Here is an 18,678-nt window from a genome sequence, read left to right on the forward strand (position 1 = left end):
GACAAGGGGGCTCCTACGGGAGCCCCTTTTTTCATCGCGGCCCGTCTCTTGCCCGCGGTACGCGTGCGCCATGAGCCCAGCTTATGCCCGGCCGGCGCATTGCTATGAGCACAGCGCGCGCACTGCTTCTAAGCTGCAGCCTCCACCACTTCGCCCCGCCGCCCATGCCCCATGCCGATGCCGCCACCGCCCCGCCCGTGCTGGGACTGGACGCCGGCGGCACGCTGACGCGCTGGGCGCTGGCCTGGCCGGACGGGCGCCTGGCCGAGGGCGAGGTCGCCGGCTTCAGCGCGCTGCAGCTGGGCGCGATGGCGGCCCGCCTCAGCTTGATGCAGACCCTGCAGGCACTGGCCGGCGCGGTGCTGGCCCACCAGCGGCCGGCGCGCGTGGTCGCCGGCATCACCGGGCTGGGCGAGCGCGACGGCCCGCAGGCGCGCCAGCTGCGCACCCTGCTGGGCGAGGCGCTGGGCCTGGCCGACGCGCGGGTGGACTGCTTCAGCGACATCGAGCTGGCCTGCCGCGCCGCGTTCACGCCCGGCGAGGGTGTGCTGGTCTATGCCGGCACCGGCGCGATCGCCGCCTATGTGGACGCCGGGCTGCAGCTGCACCGCGCCGGCGGCCGCGGGCCGGTGCTGGGCGACGAAGGCGGCGGCTTCTGGATCGCGCGCGAGGCCCTGGCCCGGGTCTGGCGCGGCGAGGACGAGGAGCCCGGCCGCTGGCAGCGCTCGGCGCTGGCGCGGCGGCTGTTCGAAACCCTGGGCGGCAGCGACTGGGCCCAGACACGCGCCTTCGTCTACGGCGGCGACCTGGCGAGCCGGCGCGGCGCCATCGGCCGGCTCGCGCTGGCCGTGGCCCAGGCCGCCCGCGACGGCGATGCCCAGGCCCGAGAACTGCTGCATCAGGCCGGCACCGAACTCGGCCGGCTGGCCGCTGCGCTGCTGCGCCGCCATGGCGCGCGGCCGGTCGCGACGGCCGGCCGTGCCTTCGATCTCCATCCCCTGCTGCTGGACGGACTGCGCGCGGCGCTGCCGGCCGGCATAGAGTTGCGTTCGCTGCTGCTGCAGGCCCACGTCGGTGCGGCCCGCACGGCCGCGCTGTCTTCCTCCGTCCCGACCCCGCCATGACCACCCGACTCGCTTCCGCCGCCCTCGCGCTGCTGCTGTCCGCCTGCGCCACCCGACCGGCCCTCCAGATCGACACCAGCCATGTCTCGCAGAACCAGGACAGCCGGGTGCAGTTCCTGGTGCTGCACTACACGGTGCTGGATTTCGACAAATCGCTGAAGGTGCTGACCACCGGCGGCCGCGTCTCCAGCCACTACCTGGTGTCGGACAAGCCCGTGCGCACCTACCGGCTGGTCGACGAGAACCGCCGCGCCTGGCATGCCGGCCCGAGCAGCTGGGGCAGCCATGCCAACCTGAACTCCGCGTCGATCGGCATCGAAATCGTCCATCCCGGCTACACCGACACGCCACAGGGCCGCGTCTATGCGCCCTTCCCGCCGGCCCAGGTCGACGAGGTGATCCAGCTGGTGCGCGACATCGTGGCGCGCCACAACATCCGCCCCGACCGCATCATCGGCCACGCCGACATCGCCCCAGGCCGCAAGCAGGACCCCGGCCCCAGCTTCCCGTGGAAGCGCCTCGCCGACGCCGGCCTGATCCCCTGGCCGGACGCCGCGCTGCTGGACTACAAGCGCCAGTCCTGGAGCCTGCAGCCGCTGCCCGACGCCGCCTGGGCACAGGCCCGCCTGGCCCAGATCGGCTACGCGGTCCCGCGCAGCGGCACACTGGACGCGGCCACGCGCGAGGTCATCAGCACTTTCCAGATGAAGTACCGGCCCGCCGACTACCGCGGCGAGCTGGACGTGGAAACCGTCGCGCTGCTGGACACCGTCACCACGCCGGGCGCGATGAAGTTGCGCACCCTGCCCAGCGACGCGGCGCGCACCGCGGCCGGCGCCAACGGCTCCGACTACTGAGCGCCCGCCGGGCGGGCCGCGTGCATAACCCCGTGTTATGGTTGAAGCGACTCCCCCGGTCTACGGCCGCCTCCCCGGCCGCGATGTCCATGCAGCGTCCATCCCGCGTCCCGTCCCCGCCCAGGAGAGCGCCATGCGCCTGAGGCATATCGAGGTCTTCCACGCCATCATGCAGGCCGGCACCATCAGCGGCGCCGCGCAGCTGCTGCACATCTCGCAGCCCGCGGTGACCAAGGTGCTGCAGCACTGCGAGCTGCAGCTGGGCATGCCGCTGTTCGACCGCGTGCGCGGCAAGCTCTATCCGACGCCGGAGGCGCAGCGCCTCTTCGTCGAGATCGACAAGCTCAACCGCGACCTGGTCGCGATCCGGCGTCTGGCGGCCAATCTGCGCAATGGCGAGTCCGAACTGCTGCGCCTGATGAGCACGCCCACGCTGGCCGCTGCGGTCATCCCGGCGGCGATGCAGCGCTGGGCCCAGACCTTCCCGCGCAGCCGCTGCCAGCTGAGCACCAACCACACGCGCGAGATCGTCAGCGCGCTGCTGCTGGGCGAGGCCGACCTGGCGCTCAGCCTTCAGGACCCGCGCCATCCCGGCATCAAGGCCGAGGTGCTGGCCAGCGGCAGCCTGATGGCGCTGTGCCCGCTGAGCAGTCCCGAGGCCAGCGGCGAGGGCCCGCTGCCGCTGGACGCGATCCGCACCGAAATGATCGCGATGGCCGAGGACGACCCGCTGGGCCACATGGTGCACAACGCCTGCGAGGCGCAGGGCCTGGAGCCCGCCAGCCGCATCACCGTGCAGACTTACCAGCTGGCGCGCTCGCTGGTCGAGGCGGGGCTGGGCCTGAGCGTGGTCGACCCCTTCACCGCCGCATCGGCCGACCGCGGCCGCGTGCGCGTGCGCGCGCTCGCCCCGGCGATGGGCGTGCAGCTCTACCTGCTGAGTTCGGCCAGCGCGCCGCTGGCCCAGGCCGCGCGGCGGCTGGTGGGCTATCTGCGCGACGCCGCCAAGCGCAGCCTGGAAACCCTGGCATGAGCACCGCCGTCACGCCCCTGTCCTGCGAGGACATCGCCGGCCACCCCGACTTCCGCGCGCTCGCCACGCTGCAGGGCATCGACGTGGACCTGCGCTACGCGACGCGCGACAACTTCGTCGGCCGCGCCGTCTATGGCGGGCTGGACTGCGCCTGGCTGCGCCGCGAGGCCGCCGACGCGCTGGAGCAGGCTGCCGGCTGGCTGCAGCGCCAGCGCCCGGGCCACCGGCTGCGCGTGCTGGACGCGCTGCGTCCGCAGCGCGTGCAGGAAGCGCTGTGGGCCGAGCTGCAGGGCACGCCGCTGACGCGCTACCTCGCCCATCCGCAGCGCGGCTCCATCCATTCCTACGGCATGGCCGTGGACCTCACCGTGCTCGATCCCCAGGGGCGCGAGGTGGACATGGGCAGCGGCTTCGACGAGATGGCCGCGGTCTCCCATCCCGAGTACGAGGCCGAGCTGCTGGCGCGTGGCCAGTTGCGCGCCGAGCATCTCGTCGAACGCGGCTGGCTGCGCGCGGCGATGCGCCAGGCCGGCTTCCATGGCATCAACACCGAGTGGTGGCATTTCGACTTCGGCGACCGCGACCGCGTGCGCCAAGCACTGCCGCGCATTCTTTGACGGAGTCCCGCATGCGCGCCGACCGCCGATCCCTGCTGCACAGCGCCGCCGCGTCGGCGCTGGCTTCCACCACGCTGGGCGCTGCCGCGCAGCCGCGCGCGGGCAGCGCGCCGTCGCCGGCCGCGGCCCCATCGCGCGTGCTCGCGCCGCGGCTCAAGGAAGGCGACACCCTGGGCCTGATCAGCCCGGCCAACGCCACCTACGAGCGCGAACCGCTGGAGATCGCGGTGGAGTCCCTGCAGGCGCTGGGCTTCAAGGTCAAGCTGGGCCAGCATGTGCGCGGCCGCTGGGGCCATTTCGGCGGCAGCGACGAACAGCGCGCCACCGACGTCAACGCGATGTTCGCCGACGACGAGGTGGACGGCGTCATCGCGCTGACCGGCGGCTCGGGCTGCACCCGCATCGTCGACAAGCTCAACTACGCGCTGATCCGCCGCAAGCCCAAGTTTTTCGGCGGCTTCTCCGACCTGACCTGCCTGGTCAACGCGATCCACAAGCAGACCGGGCTGGTGACTTTCCATGCGCCGGTGGCCGAGTCGGAGTGGAATGAGTTCTCGCTGCGCTGGTTCCGTGCCATCGTGATGGAGGGCCAGACGCCGCTGCTGCAGAACCCGCGCGACCGCGGCGCCGGCCTGGTGCAGACCGAAGGCCGCACCCGCGCGCTGCGCGCCGGCCGCGCGCGCGGCCACCTGGTGGGCGGCAACCTCACCGTGCTCAGCGCGATGGCCGGCTCGCCCTATTTCCCGGACTGCCGCGGCGCCATCCTCTTCCTGGAAGAGATCAACGAGTACATCTACCGCGTCGACCGCATGCTCTCGACGCTGCGCCTGTGCGGCGCGCTGGACCATCTGGCCGGCGTGGTGCTGGGCCAGTTCACCAACTGCGGCCCCGGCGATGGCAAGTTCGGCGTGCTGACGCTGGACGAGGTCTTCGACGACTACTTCCTGCCGCTGCAGGTGCCGGTCTACCGCGGCGCGATGATCGGCCACATCCGCCGCAAGTTCACCGTGCCGGTGGGCCTGCCCGCCGAGATGGACGCCGAGGCCGGCACGCTGCAGCTGCTGGAGCCCGCGGTGCGCTGAGCGGCGCGGGCAGCGCTAGCGCGGCGCGCAGGACGCCGCGGGCAGCGCATAGGGCTTGATCAGCGCCGCGCTGCGTCCGCTGCGGCACAGCGCGCGCAGCGCCTGGTCGAACTCGGCGGCCCGGCGCGCGTCCACGCGCAGGCGGCTGAGCCCGAAGGCATAGCTGAACTCCTTGACCGTGCCCACCGCCTGCAGGCCCTGCAGCTGCTCCTCGCGGATCAGCTCCAGCGCGACGCTTTCATTGACCAGCGCCAGCCCCCGCGGCCCGTAGCGCCCGGCGGCCAGCTTGCGCAGCACGACGCGGTTGTCGGGCTCGATCACCGTGTTCACCGCCAGCCCCTCGACCAGCTCGTCCAGCGCCAGCACCGTCGCCGACGGGCCGTAGGCGCCTATCGTGCGCCCCGCGAGCTGGCCGCGATCCTGGAATTTGAAGGCCTCGCCGGCACGCCCGAACAGCGTGTAGCGCGCGACGATCACCGGCACCGAGACATGGAAGTAGGCGCGCCGCTCCGGCGTGTCGACCACGGTGAAAATGCCGTCGACCTGGCCGCTCTGCGCCATCTGCAGCGCGCGCCGCCAAGGCAGCACCTGCACACTGCAGCGCCAGGCCAGGCGTTCGCAGGCCTCGGTCAGCACGTCCACCATGGGACCGGCGGCATGGCCCTCGCGCTCGAAGCTGTAGGGCGGGAAGGACTCGGTGACGAAGCGCAGCTCGGGCGCGGCCGCGGACACGGGCCCGGCAAGAGCCAGCAGCGCGCAGCCCAGCCCCAGGACGGCAGTGTGGACGCAAGACCTGACCCTCGCGATCGCCATGCGGACCCTCCGATGCGCGAAGGATAGCGCCTCCGCGCCGGCCCTGGGGCCGCGGGCGATGCGTTCAGCGGCGGCGCGGCGCGCCGGCGGCGAAATCGTTCACGCCCGCTCAGCTCTGCGTGGCGATCCAGGCAATCAGCCGGTCCAGCACCGCGCGGTGCGCCGGCGCGCGCTCGTCGTTGAGCAGGGCCGCCACCACCCACAGCCGGCCGCGCGCATCCGGCACATAGCCGGCCAGCGCCGTCACGTTGCGCAGCGTGCCGGTCTTCAGGCGCGCGCGTCCCTCGGCCGGGCTGCCCTTCATGCGCCGCGTCAGCGTGCCGTCCACGCCCGCCACCGGCAGGGTGGCGAGCAGTTCGGGCCCATGCGACCCGGCCTGGGCCTGCTGCAGCACCCGGGCCAGTTGGGCGGCGCTGATGCGCTCGCTGCGCGACAGCCCGGAGCCGTTGTCCATCACCAGCCCGGCGTCGGCGATGCCCTGGGCCTGGAACCATTCGCGCACCGCGCGGTCCGCGGCCGCCGCGGTGGCCTCGCCGGGGCGGGCCGCGGCGGCGCCCAGACGCAGATAGATCAGCCGCGCCAGCGCGTTGTCCGAGCTCTTCATCACCGGGCGCAGCAGCTCGGCCAGCGGCCGGTCCTGGTGGCGCACCAGCACGCGCGCGCCGGCCGGCGCGACGCCCTCGACGACGGGCCCGTCCAGCGTGCCGCCCAGTTCGGCCCAGAAGGCGCGCAGCGCCTGCTCGGTGAGCCACTGGCGGTCCAGCACATTGAGCGCCTGCGTGCGTTCGCAATCGCGCGGGAAGCTGCCGCGCAACTGCAGCCGCGGCCCATCCGCCACCCAGACCGGCGGCAGCCAGCCCTCCTCCCACTGCGCGCAGGCGGCATCGACGAAGCGCAGCTGCGTCAGGTCCAGCGCCGGCAGCGGCAGGCGCGGGAAGGACGCCAGGGCCAGGTCTTGTGCCCCCGAGCGCAGCTGGTAGCTCAGCAGGCTGCCGCCCAGGTGCAGCGCGTCGGGGATCACGTTGTAGGGGAACTCGGGCTGCTCGTCGAAGGGCGGCTGGCCCAGCTCGGGCCGCGCCGGCTGGAACAGGCTGCGGTCAACGACGATGCCGCCGGCCAGCTCGCGCACGCCGTGGCGTTCGCGCAGCTCGCGCAGCATCCACGCCAGCGTCGGCCAGTCCAGGTCGGCGTCGGCGCCGCCGCGCAGCACCAGCGGCACCGCCAGGCGGCCGGCGCGCGCGGGCTGCTCGGCCAGCAGCTCGGTGCGGCCGCGGCTGTTGGGCCCCAGGCGGTCCAGCGCCACCACCGCGGTCACCACCTTCATTGCCGAGCCCGGCTGCATCGCCACGTCCGGGCGCAGCCGCAGGCCGCGCTGCGGCGCCTCCAGCGGAAAGGCGACGACGGCGAGTGCCTCCGCCGGCAACCCGGCCTGGTGCATCGCCTCGCGCACCGGCTCGGGCGGTGCCTGCAGCGACGCGCAGGCGCCCAGCAGCAGACTCAGCGCCAGCAGGGGCAGCCGGCGCAGCGCGCGCGCGGCGGGCGAGGTGGGCGGGACGTGGAGGTCGGGCATGACGGGGACCGGCTGTTGCTTGTTCGCCCCATCGGCCGCGTCGCGGCCCTGGGGGACCCGGCGCCGACTTTATAGTCCCCGGCTTGCTTCGCGGGCATCACTTCTTGCAATGGCTTCCCTCGCACAGGGAATGCGTCGGGGCCGCTGCATTCCCGCAGGTTATACGCGGACGACAAGCATTCATCGGGACATGCGCAACAAATGGGTGCCGTCCCTAGCACGGTCGCCGCGGCCCGTGGCTGATCATGGCCGCGAAGCTCGCATCACTGGGTCGACCGCCGCTCCCCCTCCAACACGGCGGTACCCATTCGACAAGGAGAACGACGGTGAAACTTCAACGACTCGCTCAAGCCCTGGCCCTGGTGGGACTGGGCGCCCACCTGGCGGCCTCGGCCCAGGGCACGCCCGCGCAGCCCGCGCCCAAGGTCGAGAACAAGATCGAGCGGGTCGAGGTCACCGGCTCCAGCATCAAGCGCGTCAGCGACGAAGGCGCGCTGCCGCTGGAAGTCATCACCGGCGAGCAGATCCAGGCGCGTGGCCTGAACTCCGCGGAAGACCTGCTGCGCTCGCTGGCGGCCAACACCGCCAACGCCAACAACGCGGTGTCCAGCAACTCGGTGTTCGGCGACGAGGCCGACCGCCTGTCCGGCGGTGGCGCCTATGCCAACCTGCGCGGCCTGGGCCCCACCGGCACGCTGGTGCTGCTGAACGGCCGTCGGCTGTCCAACCAGGGCATGTCCGGCGGCTCGGTGGACCTGAACGCCATCCCGCTGGACATGGTGGAGCGCGTGGAGGTGCTGAAGGACGGCGCCTCGGCGATCTACGGCACCGACGCGATCGGCGGCGTGATCAACTTCATCCTGAAGCGCGACTACCAGGGCGCCCAGGTCAAGGTCAGCTACAGCACGCCCGAGGCCCACGGCGGCGGGCAGCAGCGCAAGCTGACCCTGGCCGGCGGCTGGGGTGACCTGGGCCGCGACGGCTTCAACATCATGGGCAGCATCACGCGCAGCAGGAACACCATCCTGCGCGGCATCGACCGCCCCTGGGCCACCGGCTACCAGCCCGAGCGCGGCCTGGTGCCCGACACCTCCAGCGCGCCGATGTTCGCCAACATCCTGAACTTCGCCAACACGGCGCTGCCGGCCGCCGGCACGACGATCGGCAACGGCACGACCAAGTACACCGTGCTCAACGGCCTGGCGCTGACCGGCCAGTGCGGCGCCGCGCCTTTCGGCGTCAGCCAGCTGGGCAACATCGGCCTGACCGGTGGCTATGCGGCGGCCAACGCCACCTACCGCTGCGGCACCGACTACGGCCGCCAGTTCATGCTCGGCACGCCCAGCAACACCACCAGCGGCGTGCTGCGCGCCAGCTTCAACGTGGGCCGGGACGCGACCGGCTTCGTCGAGTTCGTCGGCTCGCGCTACTACTCGTTGGGCGAGTTCACGCCCTACCAGTTCTCGGCCTCGACCAGCACGACCAACTCCGACCCGTCGGCCATGTACCCGGTCAACGGGCCGTACTACCCCAACATGAAGGCGCTGTACGGCGCCAATGATTTCGACCCCACCAAGCCCGTCGCCTACCGGCTGCGCATGTGGGACTGGGGCTATCGCACGCTGGGCTTCACCTCCACCAACCAGCGCCTGGCCACCGGCATCGAAGGCGCCTGGGGCGACTACGACTACAAGGTCTCGCTGTCGCGCGGTCAGGCCAAGGCCTATTCCGAGATGGTGGACGGCTACGCCGACGGCCGCAAGCTGCTCGCGCTGCTGGCCAGCGGCAAGTACAACCCCTTCCTGATGCCCGGCCAGACCCAGTCGGCCGAGGCGCGCCAGCTGATCGAGGACAGCAAGGCGCACGGACGCCTGCACGGCGGCAAGACCCAGGTCGACGAGTTCAACGCCACGCTGTCGGGCCCGCTGATGAAGCTGCCGGCCGGCGACCTCGCCTTCGCGGTGGGCACCAACCTGCGCCGCGAGTTCTACGGCTTCAGCGGCACCAAGGACTACAGCTGCGTGTCCTTCTTCGACGCCAAGAGCCTGGCGCTGAACAACCCGGTGCTGGGCTGCCCCGGCAACGCCACCGCGCCCGACATGTGGCGCAAGGTCGGCGCGATCTATGGCGAGCTGCTGGTGCCCGTCACCAAGGGCCTGGAGATGCAGCTCGCGCTGCGCCATGACCGCTACCAGCAGATCGGCAGCACCACCAACCCCAAGGTCGCCTTCAAGTTCACGCCGATGAAGGACCTGCTGATCCGCGGCTCGGCCAACACCGGCTTCCGCGCGCCGACCCCGCAGCAGCTCAACCTGGGCACGGTGACGCTGGCGACGACCGGCACCCTCGTCGACCCGGTCAAGTGCCCGGACCCCAGCCAGGTTGGCACCAACCCGGCCTGCGCGATGAACAGCATCCCCTATCTGTCCGGCGGCAACCCCAACCTGAAGCCGGAGAAGTCCAAGCAGGCGACACTGGGCGTGGTCTTCTCGCCGGTCAAGTCGCTGCAGGCCTCGGTGGATTACTGGCAGGTCAAGATGACCGACCGCATCCACAACCTCACCGTCTCGCAGCAGCTGGCCAACTACCCGATCTTCGCGAACAACTTCATCCGCGACGAGACCGGCAAGATCGTGCTGATCCAGGCCGGCTGGATCAACGCCGGCTCCAGCATGACCAAGGGCCTGGACCTGAGCGCCACGCACACCGGCAAGCTGCTCGGCAACACGCTGACCACCACGCTGACCGCCACCAAGATGATCAGCGCCAAGGAACAGCTGATCGTCGGCACGCCGATGAAGCAGTACCTGGGCCAGTGGACCAACACCACGCTGTACCTGCCCTGGCGCGCCGCGCTGAGCACGACCTACAAGCTGCCCAAGGCCTCGGCCACGCTGTCGGTCAACTACTCGGACGGCTACATGGACGAGGACCACACCAGCGCCACCAGCCAGGTGCAGTTCCAGAAGCGCAAGATCTCCAGCTACACCACGGTCAACCTGACGGCCAGCTACACCGGCTTCAAGGACCTGACGCTGAGCGCCGGCGTGATCAACCTGGCCGACCGCCAGCCGCCGTTCACCTGGCACAACGTGGACAACGTGGCCGGCAGCGGCTGGGATCCGCGCGTGGCCGATCCGCGCGGCCGCACCGTGCAGCTGTCCGCGCAGTACAGCTTCTTCTGATCGCCACCGCCTCGGGCCTGCCCGGCCCGGGGCGTGCGCCAAGACAACCGTGCAGCGGCGGCATGCGCCGCCGATTCAGGCCCCGCGTCGCGCGGGGCTTTTTTTCGTCCGTGCCTGGTGTTGGAGGATGGCCGCGAGCCGGCCCCGGGCCGCGCTCAGAGCACGCGCAGGCAGCGCCCGGCGACGTCCATCTCCAGCGCCAGCCCCAGCGGCAGCGGCTCGTGGGGGCAGCAGTGCCCCGAGGGCCAGCCGGCCAGCAGCGGACGGCCCAGCGGATGCAGCCGATCGGCCAGCACCGCGTCCGGCGAGGCCGCGTCGCTGAAGCTGCCGATCAGAAAGCCCGCGACGCCATCCAGCGCACCCGCCAGCCGCAGCTGGGTCAACAGCCGGTCCACCTTGTAGGGCTCCTCGGCGACGTCCTCGAGAAAGAGCAGCGTGCCACGCAGGTCCGGCATATAGGGCGTGCCCAGCAGCGAGACCAGCACGGCGAGGTTGCCGCCGACCAGCCGGCCGCGCGCCACGCCGGGCCGGCTCAGCGCCTGCGCGCCCGGGTCCTGGCGCGGCGCCAGTGTCTCGCCGGCACGCAGGCCCTGGCGCAGGCGGCGCAGCAGGTGGCGCGCATCGTCCAGCCCGGCCTCGTCGCGCAGCCAGTCGGACACCGGCATGGGCGCATGCCAGCCCGCCAGCCCCAGGCCGTCGCGCAGCGCGTGCAGCGCCGTCAGGTCGCTGTAGCCGATCAACGGCTTGCGGCCGCGCGCCATCAGGCCGCGGTCCACGCCGGGCAGCAGGCGCGCGCAGCCATAGCCGCCGCGCAGCGCCAGCACCGCGTCCAGCGTGGGGTCGGCAAAGGCCTCGTGCAGATCGGCGAGGCGGCGTGCGTCGTCCGCCGCCAGGTGGTCCAGATGCGCGGGCCCCTGGCAGCCGGGCAGCAGGCGCGCGTCCAGGCCCAGCGTGTCCAGCACGGCGGGCAGGCGCGCGAGCCGCTCCGGGGCCGGCGGGCCGGCCGGGGCGATCAGGCCCAGACAGGGCCGTTCGGGCAGCGGGGGGAGGCGGTAGGTCGAGGGCATGCGGTGAGACTCAGCGCCCTTCCAGCCAGGGCGCCAGCGCGGCATCGACCGCGGCGCCCAGCGCCGGCAGGCGCCAGGTCGTCGCGGTGCCGGGCTGGGGCGCGTAGCGCGAGCCCAGGTTGGACAGCAGGGCGATCAGGTAATGGCGGCGGCGCGGCGGCAGGCCCAGCACGATGCCAGCGTCGGCGCAGTAGTTCTCGGTGTTGCCGGTCTTGTGCGCGAAGACCAGCTCGCTGTCCGGCCCCGCCACGCTCAGGCGGCGCAGGTCGCCGGGATAGCGCAGCCCGCCGGCCTCCAGCGAGCCGTCCGCGCGCAGCCAGCGTGCTGGCAGCCGCGCCGGCAGGCCGCGCACCCAGCCCGGCAACCCGGCCAGCGCGCTGCTGGAAAGCACCTCGTGCAGCGCCTGCTCCTGCAGGCAGTGCAACACCTGGCCACGGCTTTGCGACGACAGGCGCGGCGCGTCCGCGCCCAGCCAGGGCGGCGGCGGCGCCTGCGGGTCCAGCCACCACAGCAGGCGCACCGTGTCCCAGGCCGTCATCTGCAGCTGGCCCACGCCGGCGCCCGCGCCATTGCCCCAGCCGCCGTCGGCGCGGGTGTTGGCAAAGCGCAGCGTGGGCAGGCCCAGACGGGCGAAGAGCCCGTGCAGCGCGTTGTGCCGCTCGGCGCCGTCCGGACCGCGCTGGATCGCGCCCAGCCGGTGCATCAGCGCCACCAGTGCCGAGGTGGCCTCGTTGCTGCTGAAGCAGCACATTTCGAAGGCCCAGTCGCGCAGCGCCAGCTCGCGCTCGCCATGCACCCAGGGCTGCTCCCAGCGGCAGCGCCCCTGGTCCACCAGCCAGGCGCAGGCCACCAGCAGCATCAGCTTCAGCAGCGAGGCCGGATAGGGCGCGACCACCCGCGGCCCGGCGTCGCCGTGCAGGGGCTGCCAGTCCATGCGTGACCAGTCGCTGTCCGGGCGCCAGGCGATGGACTCGCCGCGCGCGTCGCGCTGGTCGGCAAGGTAGCGCAGCCCGCGCACTGGGCCGGCGCCGGGAGCGATCGTGGCCACCAGGCCCTCGGGGTGCTCGCGCGAGAACAGCACATTGGCCATCACCGGCGCGGCACCGGCCGGAAAGGCGACCACGGCCAGGTCCAGGCTGGGAAAGTGGCGCAGCGGCCGGCCGCCGTCCTGCGGGTCGGCGACGGCGCCGAAATCCTGCGCCAGCACGGCGCCGCGCAGCGCCTGGGCGAGCGCCGCGGCGTCCACCGTCAGGCCGCCTGCAGGCGCAGGCCCTGCAGGTCCAGCGGGCTCTCGCGACCCGAGATCAGTTCGGCGACGATGCGCGCCGAGCCGAAGGCGAAGGTGAAGCCCAGCGCGCCATGGCCCACATTGAGCCACAGCCCCTGCAGCGGCGTCGCGCCCAGGATGGGCGCGCCGCTGGGCGTGGCCGGGCGCAGGCCGGCCCAGGGCGTGGCGTGCTCATAGTCCGCCGCGCACGGAAAGGTGGCGCGCACATTGCGCTGCAGCGCCGCCAGCCGCGCCGGGTCCAGGCGCAGGTCCTCGCCGACCAAATCCACCATCGCCGCGACGCGCAGCTGCTCGCCGATGCGGGCGTACAGGGTCTTGCGTTCGAAGTCGGTCACGCTGACCTCGGGCGGCCGGTGGGTCGGCTCGATCGGCGCGGACAGGCTGTAGCCCTTCAGCGGATAGAGGGGCAGCCGCAGCCCCAGCGGCCGCAGCAGCGCCGCGCTCTGCAAGCCGGCGGCAACCACGAAGCCATCGGCCCACAGCTCGCCGCGGTCGGTGCGCAGCGCCACGACGCGCGACCCGCGCTGCACGAAGCCCAGCGCCTGCGCCTGCACGCGGCCCTGGAAATTGGGATGGGCGGCGAGCCGCTCGCCCAGCTGCTCGCACAGCGCGCGACAGTCGGCCACCGCCTCGCCTTCGGTGAACACGCCGCCGACAAAGCGGGTGTCGCCGTCGCGCAGCGCGGGCTCCAGCGCCGCGCATTCCTCGCCGTCCAGCGCGCGCTCCGGACCCGCACCCTGGGCACGCAGCCGCGCCGCGACGCGCGCGAACTCGGCCGGGTCGCGGTAGAGCACCAGCTTGCCGGGGCTGCGCAGCGCGATCGCGTCCAGCGCGGCGCGCTGCTGCAGCTCGGCGAAGGCCTGCTGGCTGAGGCGGCCCAGCGCCAGCAGGCGCTCGGTGGTGCGGCGGTTGACCGGCCCGCTGCAGCGGGCCAGGAAGGCGGCCAGCCAGGACCATTGCGCCCAACGCGCCTCGGGGCGGAAGCGCAGCGGCCCGTCGGGATCCAGCAGCCAGCGCAGCGCCTTCAGCGGCACACCGGCATCGGCCAGCGGCGAAACGTAGCGATAACTCAGCTGGCCGCCGTTGGCATGGCTGGCGCCCTGCGCCAGCTGCGCCTCGCGCTCAACCAGCTGGACCTTGTGTCCGGCCTCCGCCAGGGCCCAGGCCGTGGTCACGCCGACCACGCCGCCACCGATCACCACCAGCTGCATCATCCTGACTTCTGCAATCTTGGAGGCGGCAGGTTAGGGACTGGCGCCAGCGCCGGCCAATGAAAGCCAGGGCAGCACCCATAACCTCCGCACATGTGGAACGGTCATCGCCCGTTCCACCGCGGCGGCGGGGCGCGCCGGCCTCAGGCCAGCACGGCCGCCATCGCGTTGGCGGTGGCCTCGACGTTGCGGGTGTTCAGCCCGGCGATGCACATGCGGCCCGAGCGCACCAGATAGACGCCGAACTCCTCGCGCAGCCGGTCCACCTGGGCCGCGCTGAGTCCGGTGTAGCTGAACATGCCGCGCTGGGTGAGGAAGTAGTCGAAGTTGCGGCCCGGCAGCTTGGCGCTGATCACCTCGTGCAGCGCGTTGCGCATCGCGAGGATGCGTTCGCGCATCGCCTCCACCTCGCCCTCCCACAGCGGGCGCAGCGTCGCGTCGCTGAGCACCTTGGCGACGATCTGGCCGCCGTGCATGGGCGGGTTGGAATAGTTGCGGCGAATCGTGAACTTGAGCTGGCCCAGCACGTTGGCGGCCTGCTGCGCGTCCGGGCAGACCACGGACAGCGCGCCGCAGCGCTCGCCGTACAGGCTCATGTTCTTGGAGAAGCTGTTGGCCACCAGGAAGGGCAGGCCGGCGTCGGCCATCGCGCGCACCGCGAAGGCATCCGCCTCCAGCCCGTCGCCATAGCCCTGGTAAGCCAGGTCCAGGAAGGGCAGCAGTTCGCGCTCGCGCAGCACCGGGATCAGCTCGTCCCATTGCAGCGGCGTCAGGTCCACGCCGGTGGGGTTGTGGCAGCAGGCGTGCAGCAGCACCACCGAACGCGCCGGCAGGCCGCGCAGCGTCTCCAGCATCTGCGCGAAGCGCAGGCCGCCGGTGGCGGCGTCGTAGTAGGGATAGGTCTTGACCTCCAGGCCCGAGCCCTCGAAGACCGCGCGGTGGTTGTCCCAGGTGGGGTCGGAGACATGGATGGCGCTGTCGGGGAAGTAGCGCTTGATGAAGTCGGCGCCGACCTTCAGGCCGCCGCTGGAGCCCACGCCCTGGATGGTGGCCACGCGCTTGGACTTGAGCGCCTCGCTGTCGGCGCCGAACAGCAGCTGCGCCACCGCCTCGCGGAAGTTGGCCGCGCCCTCCATGGGCAGGTAGGGCCGGGCGCCGGCCTGCTCCACCACCGCCAGCTCGGCCTTGCGCACCGAGTCCAGCATGGGGATGCGGCCCTCGTCGTCGAAGTAGATGCCGATGGACAGGTTGATCTTGCCGGCGCGCGGGTCCTTCTGGAAGGCCTCGTTGAGGCTCAGGATGGGATCGCCGGCATAGGCTTCGACGTGCTTGAACATGGTGGCACTCCGCTCGCAACAGGATGGTGGGAATGGCGGGGATTATCCGCGCCGCGCGCCGCCCCGGACCATCCGCCCCTATGCTTGCGCCTCATGAACACCCCCTCCCAAGACATGGGCCACCAGGGCCTGCCCACCCTGCTCGGGCTGGAAATCACGCGCCGCGAACGCGGCCTGACCGAAGGCCGCCTGCGCCTGCGCCCGGAGCTGATGGCACCCAACGGCTATCTGCATGCCGGCACCGTGGTCACGCTGGCCGACAGCTGCGCCGGCTATGGCTGCATCGCCAGCCTGCCCGACGGCGCGCAGAGCTTCACGACCATCGAGCTGAAGTCCAACTTCCTCGGCACCGCGCGCGACGGCGAGATCCACTGCCGGGCGGTGCTCGCCCACGGCGGCCGCACGACCCAGGTCTGGGATGCCGAGGTGCGCCATGGCGACAAGGTGATCGCGATGTTCCGCTGCACCCAGATGATTCTGTATCCGCGCTGAGGACGGAGCGGCGATGAAGCTGCTGATCACCACGCTGCCGGACCGCGCGCAGGCCGAGGCGCTGGCGCGCGAGTTGGTGGAACAGGGCCTGGCCGCCTGCGCGCAGATCGAGGCCATCCACAGCCTTTACCGCTGGGACGGCCAGCTGTGCAGCGAGCCCGAGCAGCGCGTGCTGCTGAAGACCAGCGACGCCGCCCTGCCCGCGCTGCTGGCCGCCGTGCGCGCGCGCCATCCCTATGACCTGCCGGCGCTGTACACCTTGAGCCCCGACTGGAGCGACCCCGCCTTCGCGGCCTGGGTGACGCGGTCCTGCCCGCCACCGCGCTAGCAGCGGCCCGCGATGGCGGGGGGTGGCTAAGGTGCCGCCTGCCCGCGCAGTTCCCCGCGCGAGATCGCCAGGATCAGCCGCGCGCCGAACAGCAGGCGCGGCACGATGGAGTCCAGCATCACGTACTCGGCGTCGCGCGTGTGGGCGCCCGCGCCGCGCAGCCCCATGCCCTCGATCACCGGGGCGCGGGTCTGCAGCGCGGCAAAGGCGGCGTCGGTGCCGCCGCCGCTGGGCTGGTCGCGCACCACCGGCTGCAGGCCGCTGGCCAGGGCCAAGGGCACGGCCTCGCGCGCGAGCCGGCGCGAGGCCTCGCTGGCTTGCAGCGGCGGGCGGCGGCGCTCGAAGTCCAGCGTCACCTCGGACTCGGGCAGCAGCTTGTTCTGGATGCGTTCGCGCAGCGTGCGTTCGATGCCGTCGAAGTCGGCCACGCGGTCCACGCGGATGTCGGCCGAGGCCTCGGCGGCCGGCGGGATCATGTTGCGCACGATGCCGCCGCGCGCCAGGGTCCAGTGCACCTGGCGGCCGACGCGGCGGTCGGACAGGTCGCGCGCCTGCAGCAGCTGGTGGGACAGTTCGTAGATCGCGTTGACGCCGCGCTCCGGCGCCGCGCCGGCATGCGCGGCGCGGCCCTTGACGCGCAGATAGGCGGCCGCGATGCCGCTGGTGGCCAGGCGCAGGCTGTCCGGCCCGGCGGGCCCGCCGCCGCCCTCGAAGGACAGCACGACATCATGCTCGGCGCCCAGCCGGGTGATGTGGGCGCGCGAGGCCGGCGAGCTGATCTCCTCGTCGCTGTTGAACAGCACCGTCAGCTCGCCCCACTCGGGCTGGCCGCGCAGCATCTCCAGCAGATGCAGCACCAGCGCCACGCCCTGCTTGTCGTCGGCGATGCCCAGGCCATAGGCCTTGTCGCCCTCGATACGGAAGGGCTGCTCGGCCAGCATGCCGCGCGGATAGACCGTGTCCAGATGGGCCAGCAGCAGGATCTTGGCCTGGCCGCGGCCGGCAAAGCGCGCCTCCACCATGGGGCCGACGCGCTCCGGCGTGTCGCCCATGCGGTAGAGGTCATCGCTCGGCTCGATCCAGCGCACGCGGCCGCCCAGCGCCTTGAGGCGCTCGGACGCCAGCGTCGCGATGCGCTCCAGCCCCTCGCGGTCGGCGCTGCCGGACTCGATCTCCACCAGCTGCTTCAAGGTCGCCACCAGCGCCGGCTGCTGCTGCGCGGCGGCGGCGCGCAGCCGGCCCAGTTCGGCATCGGCACCGCTGCCATCGGCCAGCGCCGCGGTGGCGGCCCCCCAGAGGCCGGCGAGCAAGGCGGGCCGCAACAGCCAGGAATGGGCAAGTCGGCGAAGCATCATCGCGGGGTCTCCGGGCACTGAATCAGCGGCGCATGTTGGCACGGACTCCCGCCCGGCCCCAGCGGGATTGCCCTGGCGACGACAGGGCGGCCGCGCGGGGGCGCGCTCAGCCCATCGACGCGGGCGCGCCGGGATCCTCGTCCGCCAGCCACTGGATCCAGCGCCCATGCGGATGCGACCAGGCCAGCGCCTCGCTGCACCGCCGGCCCTGGGCGTCGCGCCACTGCAGGGTCCACAGGGTTGCGCTGCCCGGGGACTCGCCGTCCGGACAGGGTGGCGGCGCATCCAGCGGCGAACGCGCGCCGGCCTCAGCGCTGATCCAGGCCAGTCCGCGCTCCAGCACCAGCTGCTCGACGCGCGCGCGGTGGCGCGCCAGCGCCGCGGTGTCGAAATAGGCCAGCACCCAGGCGTTGAAAAGCACCGGCACCGCGGTCCGCGTGGCGGCGGCGGCGGCCAGCTCGTCCAGCCAGGCCGCCAGCAGCGTCAGCCCATCGTCGCTAACGACGCGCCGATCGCGCCGCTGCGCCGCCTGGGTCAGCGCGGCGCGCAGGCGTTCGCGGCGCTGCGCGTCGCCAGGCCACAGGCAGGCCTGCAGCCACAGCGCCTCCCGCGGCGACGCGGGGTCGATGGGCGCCAGGTCACAGCCCATGCGCGCCGCGATGCGGAACCGGGGCGAGCCCAGCAGCGCGTCGGGCAGCGGGCCGCGCCAGGTCGTCGCGATCTGCGGCGCCTGCGACCCGGCCGCGCCCCAGGACCGCGCCTCGTCGCGGTAGCCATAGGCATCCACACCCAGGTTGAGCCCCGCGCTGCAGCCGAAGTCGAACAGGGCCAGGTCTTGCGGCACCGGCCCGCCCGCGGCCCGCAGGCGACCGCACAAGGCCTGCAGCGCGGGCCACAGCACGGCGCAGCGGCCGATCTCGTTGGTCTGCGTCCGGCGGCTGCGCAGCGTCGCGACCAGCGCGTCGCGCTCGGCGGCGACGAAGCGCAGCAGCGCCAGCGGCAGCGCCTCGTCCGGCGCCCGGCGCCCGCCCACGCTGGGGTAATAGGCCGCCAGCCCATGGTCGGCGCCCGACAGGATGCGTTCATGCAAGGCGGCCAGCAGCAACACCGGCAGGCGCTGGGTCTCGGGCGCGTGCGCCATCAGCGCCAGCAACTCGGGCCGCTCGGCGATGCTGCGCGCCAGCGCCATGTAGAGCGGGTCGTCGCGGCCGTCGATCTCGGCAAAGCGGCTGAAGCGCCGCGCCAGTTCGTCCAGCGGTGTGGCGTCGGCGAGGGAAAGGTGGGTGTCCATGGCGCGAGATTAGAGGCCCGCGCCGGGA

The 18,678-nt window shown here is 72.7% G+C and carries 16 protein-coding genes; 8 read left to right on the top strand and 8 right to left on the bottom strand.

What is annotated here, in order from left to right; genetic code table 11:
• The first annotated feature begins 164 nt into the window (after positions 1-164).
• From LZ017_RS04350 to LZ017_RS04370, 5 genes are all read left to right on the top strand, one after another.
• Positions 165-1,124, top strand: a complete 960-nt coding sequence (locus LZ017_RS04350) for an N-acetylglucosamine kinase (protein WP_241298847.1) — start codon at positions 165-167, stop codon at positions 1,122-1,124.
• Positions 1,121-1,981 carry an N-acetylmuramoyl-L-alanine amidase gene (locus LZ017_RS04355; protein ID WP_241298848.1) on the top strand — a complete coding sequence of 287 codons (861 nt, stop codon included), beginning with the start codon at positions 1,121-1,123 and terminating at the stop codon, positions 1,979-1,981. The genes LZ017_RS04350 and LZ017_RS04355 overlap by 4 nt, the downstream gene beginning before the upstream one ends.
• 133 nt (positions 1,982-2,114) lie before the next feature.
• On the top strand, positions 2,115-3,014 hold the full coding sequence (locus tag LZ017_RS04360; protein WP_241298849.1) for a LysR family transcriptional regulator: 900 nt from the start codon (positions 2,115-2,117) through the stop codon (positions 3,012-3,014).
• Positions 3,011-3,631, top strand: a complete 621-nt coding sequence (locus tag LZ017_RS04365) for a M15 family metallopeptidase (RefSeq protein ID WP_241298850.1) — start codon at positions 3,011-3,013, stop codon at positions 3,629-3,631. The genes LZ017_RS04360 and LZ017_RS04365 overlap by 4 nt, the downstream gene beginning before the upstream one ends.
• Before the next feature lie 11 nt (positions 3,632-3,642).
• Entirely contained in the window at positions 3,643-4,713 is a 1,071-nt protein-coding gene (locus LZ017_RS04370; protein ID WP_241298851.1) for an LD-carboxypeptidase, read from the top strand.
• A 15-nt stretch (positions 4,714-4,728) separates the two neighbouring features.
• On the opposite strand, the gene LZ017_RS04375 is transcribed toward LZ017_RS04370, so the two are convergent.
• Entirely contained in the window at positions 4,729-5,526 is a 798-nt protein-coding gene (locus LZ017_RS04375; RefSeq protein WP_241298852.1) for an ABC transporter substrate-binding protein, read from the bottom strand.
• 109 nt (positions 5,527-5,635) lie between these two features.
• On the bottom strand, positions 5,636-7,096 hold the full coding sequence (gene dacB, locus LZ017_RS04380; protein ID WP_241298853.1) for a D-alanyl-D-alanine carboxypeptidase/D-alanyl-D-alanine-endopeptidase: 1,461 nt from the start codon (positions 7,094-7,096) through the stop codon (positions 5,636-5,638).
• Between the two features lie 326 nt (positions 7,097-7,422).
• Here dacB and LZ017_RS04385 point away from each other — a divergent pair, with 326 nt between their 5' ends.
• A complete protein-coding gene (locus LZ017_RS04385; RefSeq protein WP_241298854.1) occupies positions 7,423-10,281 on the top strand; it encodes a TonB-dependent receptor domain-containing protein in 2,859 nt (952 codons plus the stop codon).
• Between the two features lie 155 nt (positions 10,282-10,436).
• Here LZ017_RS04385 and LZ017_RS04390 read toward each other — a convergent pair whose 3' ends face one another.
• The 4 genes from LZ017_RS04390 to LZ017_RS04405 all read right to left on the bottom strand — a co-directional run bounded on the left by LZ017_RS04390 (position 10,437) and on the right by LZ017_RS04405 (position 15,184).
• Positions 10,437-11,348: an LD-carboxypeptidase gene (locus LZ017_RS04390; RefSeq protein ID WP_241298855.1), complete on the bottom strand. Its 912-nt coding sequence runs from the start codon at positions 11,346-11,348 to the stop codon at positions 10,437-10,439.
• Between the two features lie 10 nt (positions 11,349-11,358).
• Positions 11,359-12,594, bottom strand: coding sequence for a hypothetical protein (locus LZ017_RS04395; protein ID WP_241298856.1), 1,236 nt, complete (start codon positions 12,592-12,594; stop codon positions 11,359-11,361).
• A gap of 2 nt (positions 12,595-12,596) precedes the next feature.
• Positions 12,597-13,850, bottom strand: a complete 1,254-nt coding sequence (locus LZ017_RS04400; RefSeq protein WP_241298857.1) for a D-amino acid dehydrogenase — start codon at positions 13,848-13,850, stop codon at positions 12,597-12,599.
• Between the two features lie 140 nt (positions 13,851-13,990).
• Positions 13,991-15,184: an amino acid aminotransferase gene (locus LZ017_RS04405; protein ID WP_241298858.1), complete on the bottom strand. Its 1,194-nt coding sequence runs from the start codon at positions 15,182-15,184 to the stop codon at positions 13,991-13,993.
• Positions 15,185-15,277: 93 nt separating this feature from the next.
• Here LZ017_RS04405 and LZ017_RS04410 point away from each other — a divergent pair, with 93 nt between their 5' ends.
• A complete protein-coding gene (locus LZ017_RS04410; RefSeq protein ID WP_241298859.1) occupies positions 15,278-15,676 on the top strand; it encodes a PaaI family thioesterase in 399 nt (132 codons plus the stop codon).
• A gap of 13 nt (positions 15,677-15,689) precedes the next feature.
• On the top strand, positions 15,690-16,004 hold the full coding sequence (gene cutA, locus LZ017_RS04415) for a divalent-cation tolerance protein CutA (RefSeq protein WP_241298860.1): 315 nt from the start codon (positions 15,690-15,692) through the stop codon (positions 16,002-16,004).
• Positions 16,005-16,030: 26 nt separating this feature from the next.
• Here the strand turns inward: cutA and LZ017_RS04420 are convergent, their stop codons facing one another.
• On the bottom strand, positions 16,031-17,356 hold the full coding sequence (locus LZ017_RS04420) for a glutamate carboxypeptidase (protein ID WP_374109886.1): 1,326 nt from the start codon (positions 17,354-17,356) through the stop codon (positions 16,031-16,033).
• Between the two features lie 109 nt (positions 17,357-17,465).
• Positions 17,466-18,650 (bottom strand): DUF2332 domain-containing protein, encoded by a 1,185-nt coding sequence (locus tag LZ017_RS04425; RefSeq protein WP_241298862.1) that lies wholly within the window; start codon positions 18,648-18,650, stop codon positions 17,466-17,468.
• Between the last annotated feature and the right edge of the window lie 28 nt (positions 18,651-18,678).

This window comes from Pelomonas sp. CA6, assembly GCF_022549225.1.
Lineage (GTDB): Bacteria > Pseudomonadota > Gammaproteobacteria > Burkholderiales > Burkholderiaceae_C > Roseateles.

What these genes read in the sequence shown, in the direction of transcription:
- dacB (WP_241298853.1), bottom strand. Translation starts at nt 7,096, where the DNA reads ATGCCCGACCTCCACGTCCCGCCCACCTCGCCCGCCGCGCGCGCGCTG.
- LZ017_RS04400 (WP_241298857.1), bottom strand. Translation starts at nt 13,850, where the DNA reads ATGATGCAGCTGGTGGTGATCGGTGGCGGCGTGGTCGGCGTGACCACG.
- LZ017_RS04425 (WP_241298862.1), bottom strand. Translation starts at nt 18,650, where the DNA reads ATGGACACCCACCTTTCCCTCGCCGACGCCACACCGCTGGACGAACTG.
- LZ017_RS04360 (WP_241298849.1), top strand. Translation starts at nt 2,115, where the DNA reads ATGCGCCTGAGGCATATCGAGGTCTTCCACGCCATCATGCAGGCCGGC.
- LZ017_RS04350 (WP_241298847.1), top strand. Translation starts at nt 165, where the DNA reads ATGCCCCATGCCGATGCCGCCACCGCCCCGCCCGTGCTGGGACTGGAC.
- LZ017_RS04405 (WP_241298858.1), bottom strand. Translation starts at nt 15,184, where the DNA reads ATGTTCAAGCACGTCGAAGCCTATGCCGGCGATCCCATCCTGAGCCTC.
- LZ017_RS04370 (WP_241298851.1), top strand. Translation starts at nt 3,643, where the DNA reads ATGCGCGCCGACCGCCGATCCCTGCTGCACAGCGCCGCCGCGTCGGCG.
- LZ017_RS04365 (WP_241298850.1), top strand. Translation starts at nt 3,011, where the DNA reads ATGAGCACCGCCGTCACGCCCCTGTCCTGCGAGGACATCGCCGGCCAC.
- LZ017_RS04410 (WP_241298859.1), top strand. Translation starts at nt 15,278, where the DNA reads ATGAACACCCCCTCCCAAGACATGGGCCACCAGGGCCTGCCCACCCTG.
- LZ017_RS04375 (WP_241298852.1), bottom strand. Translation starts at nt 5,526, where the DNA reads ATGGCGATCGCGAGGGTCAGGTCTTGCGTCCACACTGCCGTCCTGGGG.
- cutA (WP_241298860.1), top strand. Translation starts at nt 15,690, where the DNA reads ATGAAGCTGCTGATCACCACGCTGCCGGACCGCGCGCAGGCCGAGGCG.
- LZ017_RS04390 (WP_241298855.1), bottom strand. Translation starts at nt 11,348, where the DNA reads ATGCCCTCGACCTACCGCCTCCCCCCGCTGCCCGAACGGCCCTGTCTG.
- LZ017_RS04355 (WP_241298848.1), top strand. Translation starts at nt 1,121, where the DNA reads ATGACCACCCGACTCGCTTCCGCCGCCCTCGCGCTGCTGCTGTCCGCC.
- LZ017_RS04420 (WP_374109886.1), bottom strand. Translation starts at nt 17,356, where the DNA reads ATGCTTCGCCGACTTGCCCATTCCTGGCTGTTGCGGCCCGCCTTGCTC.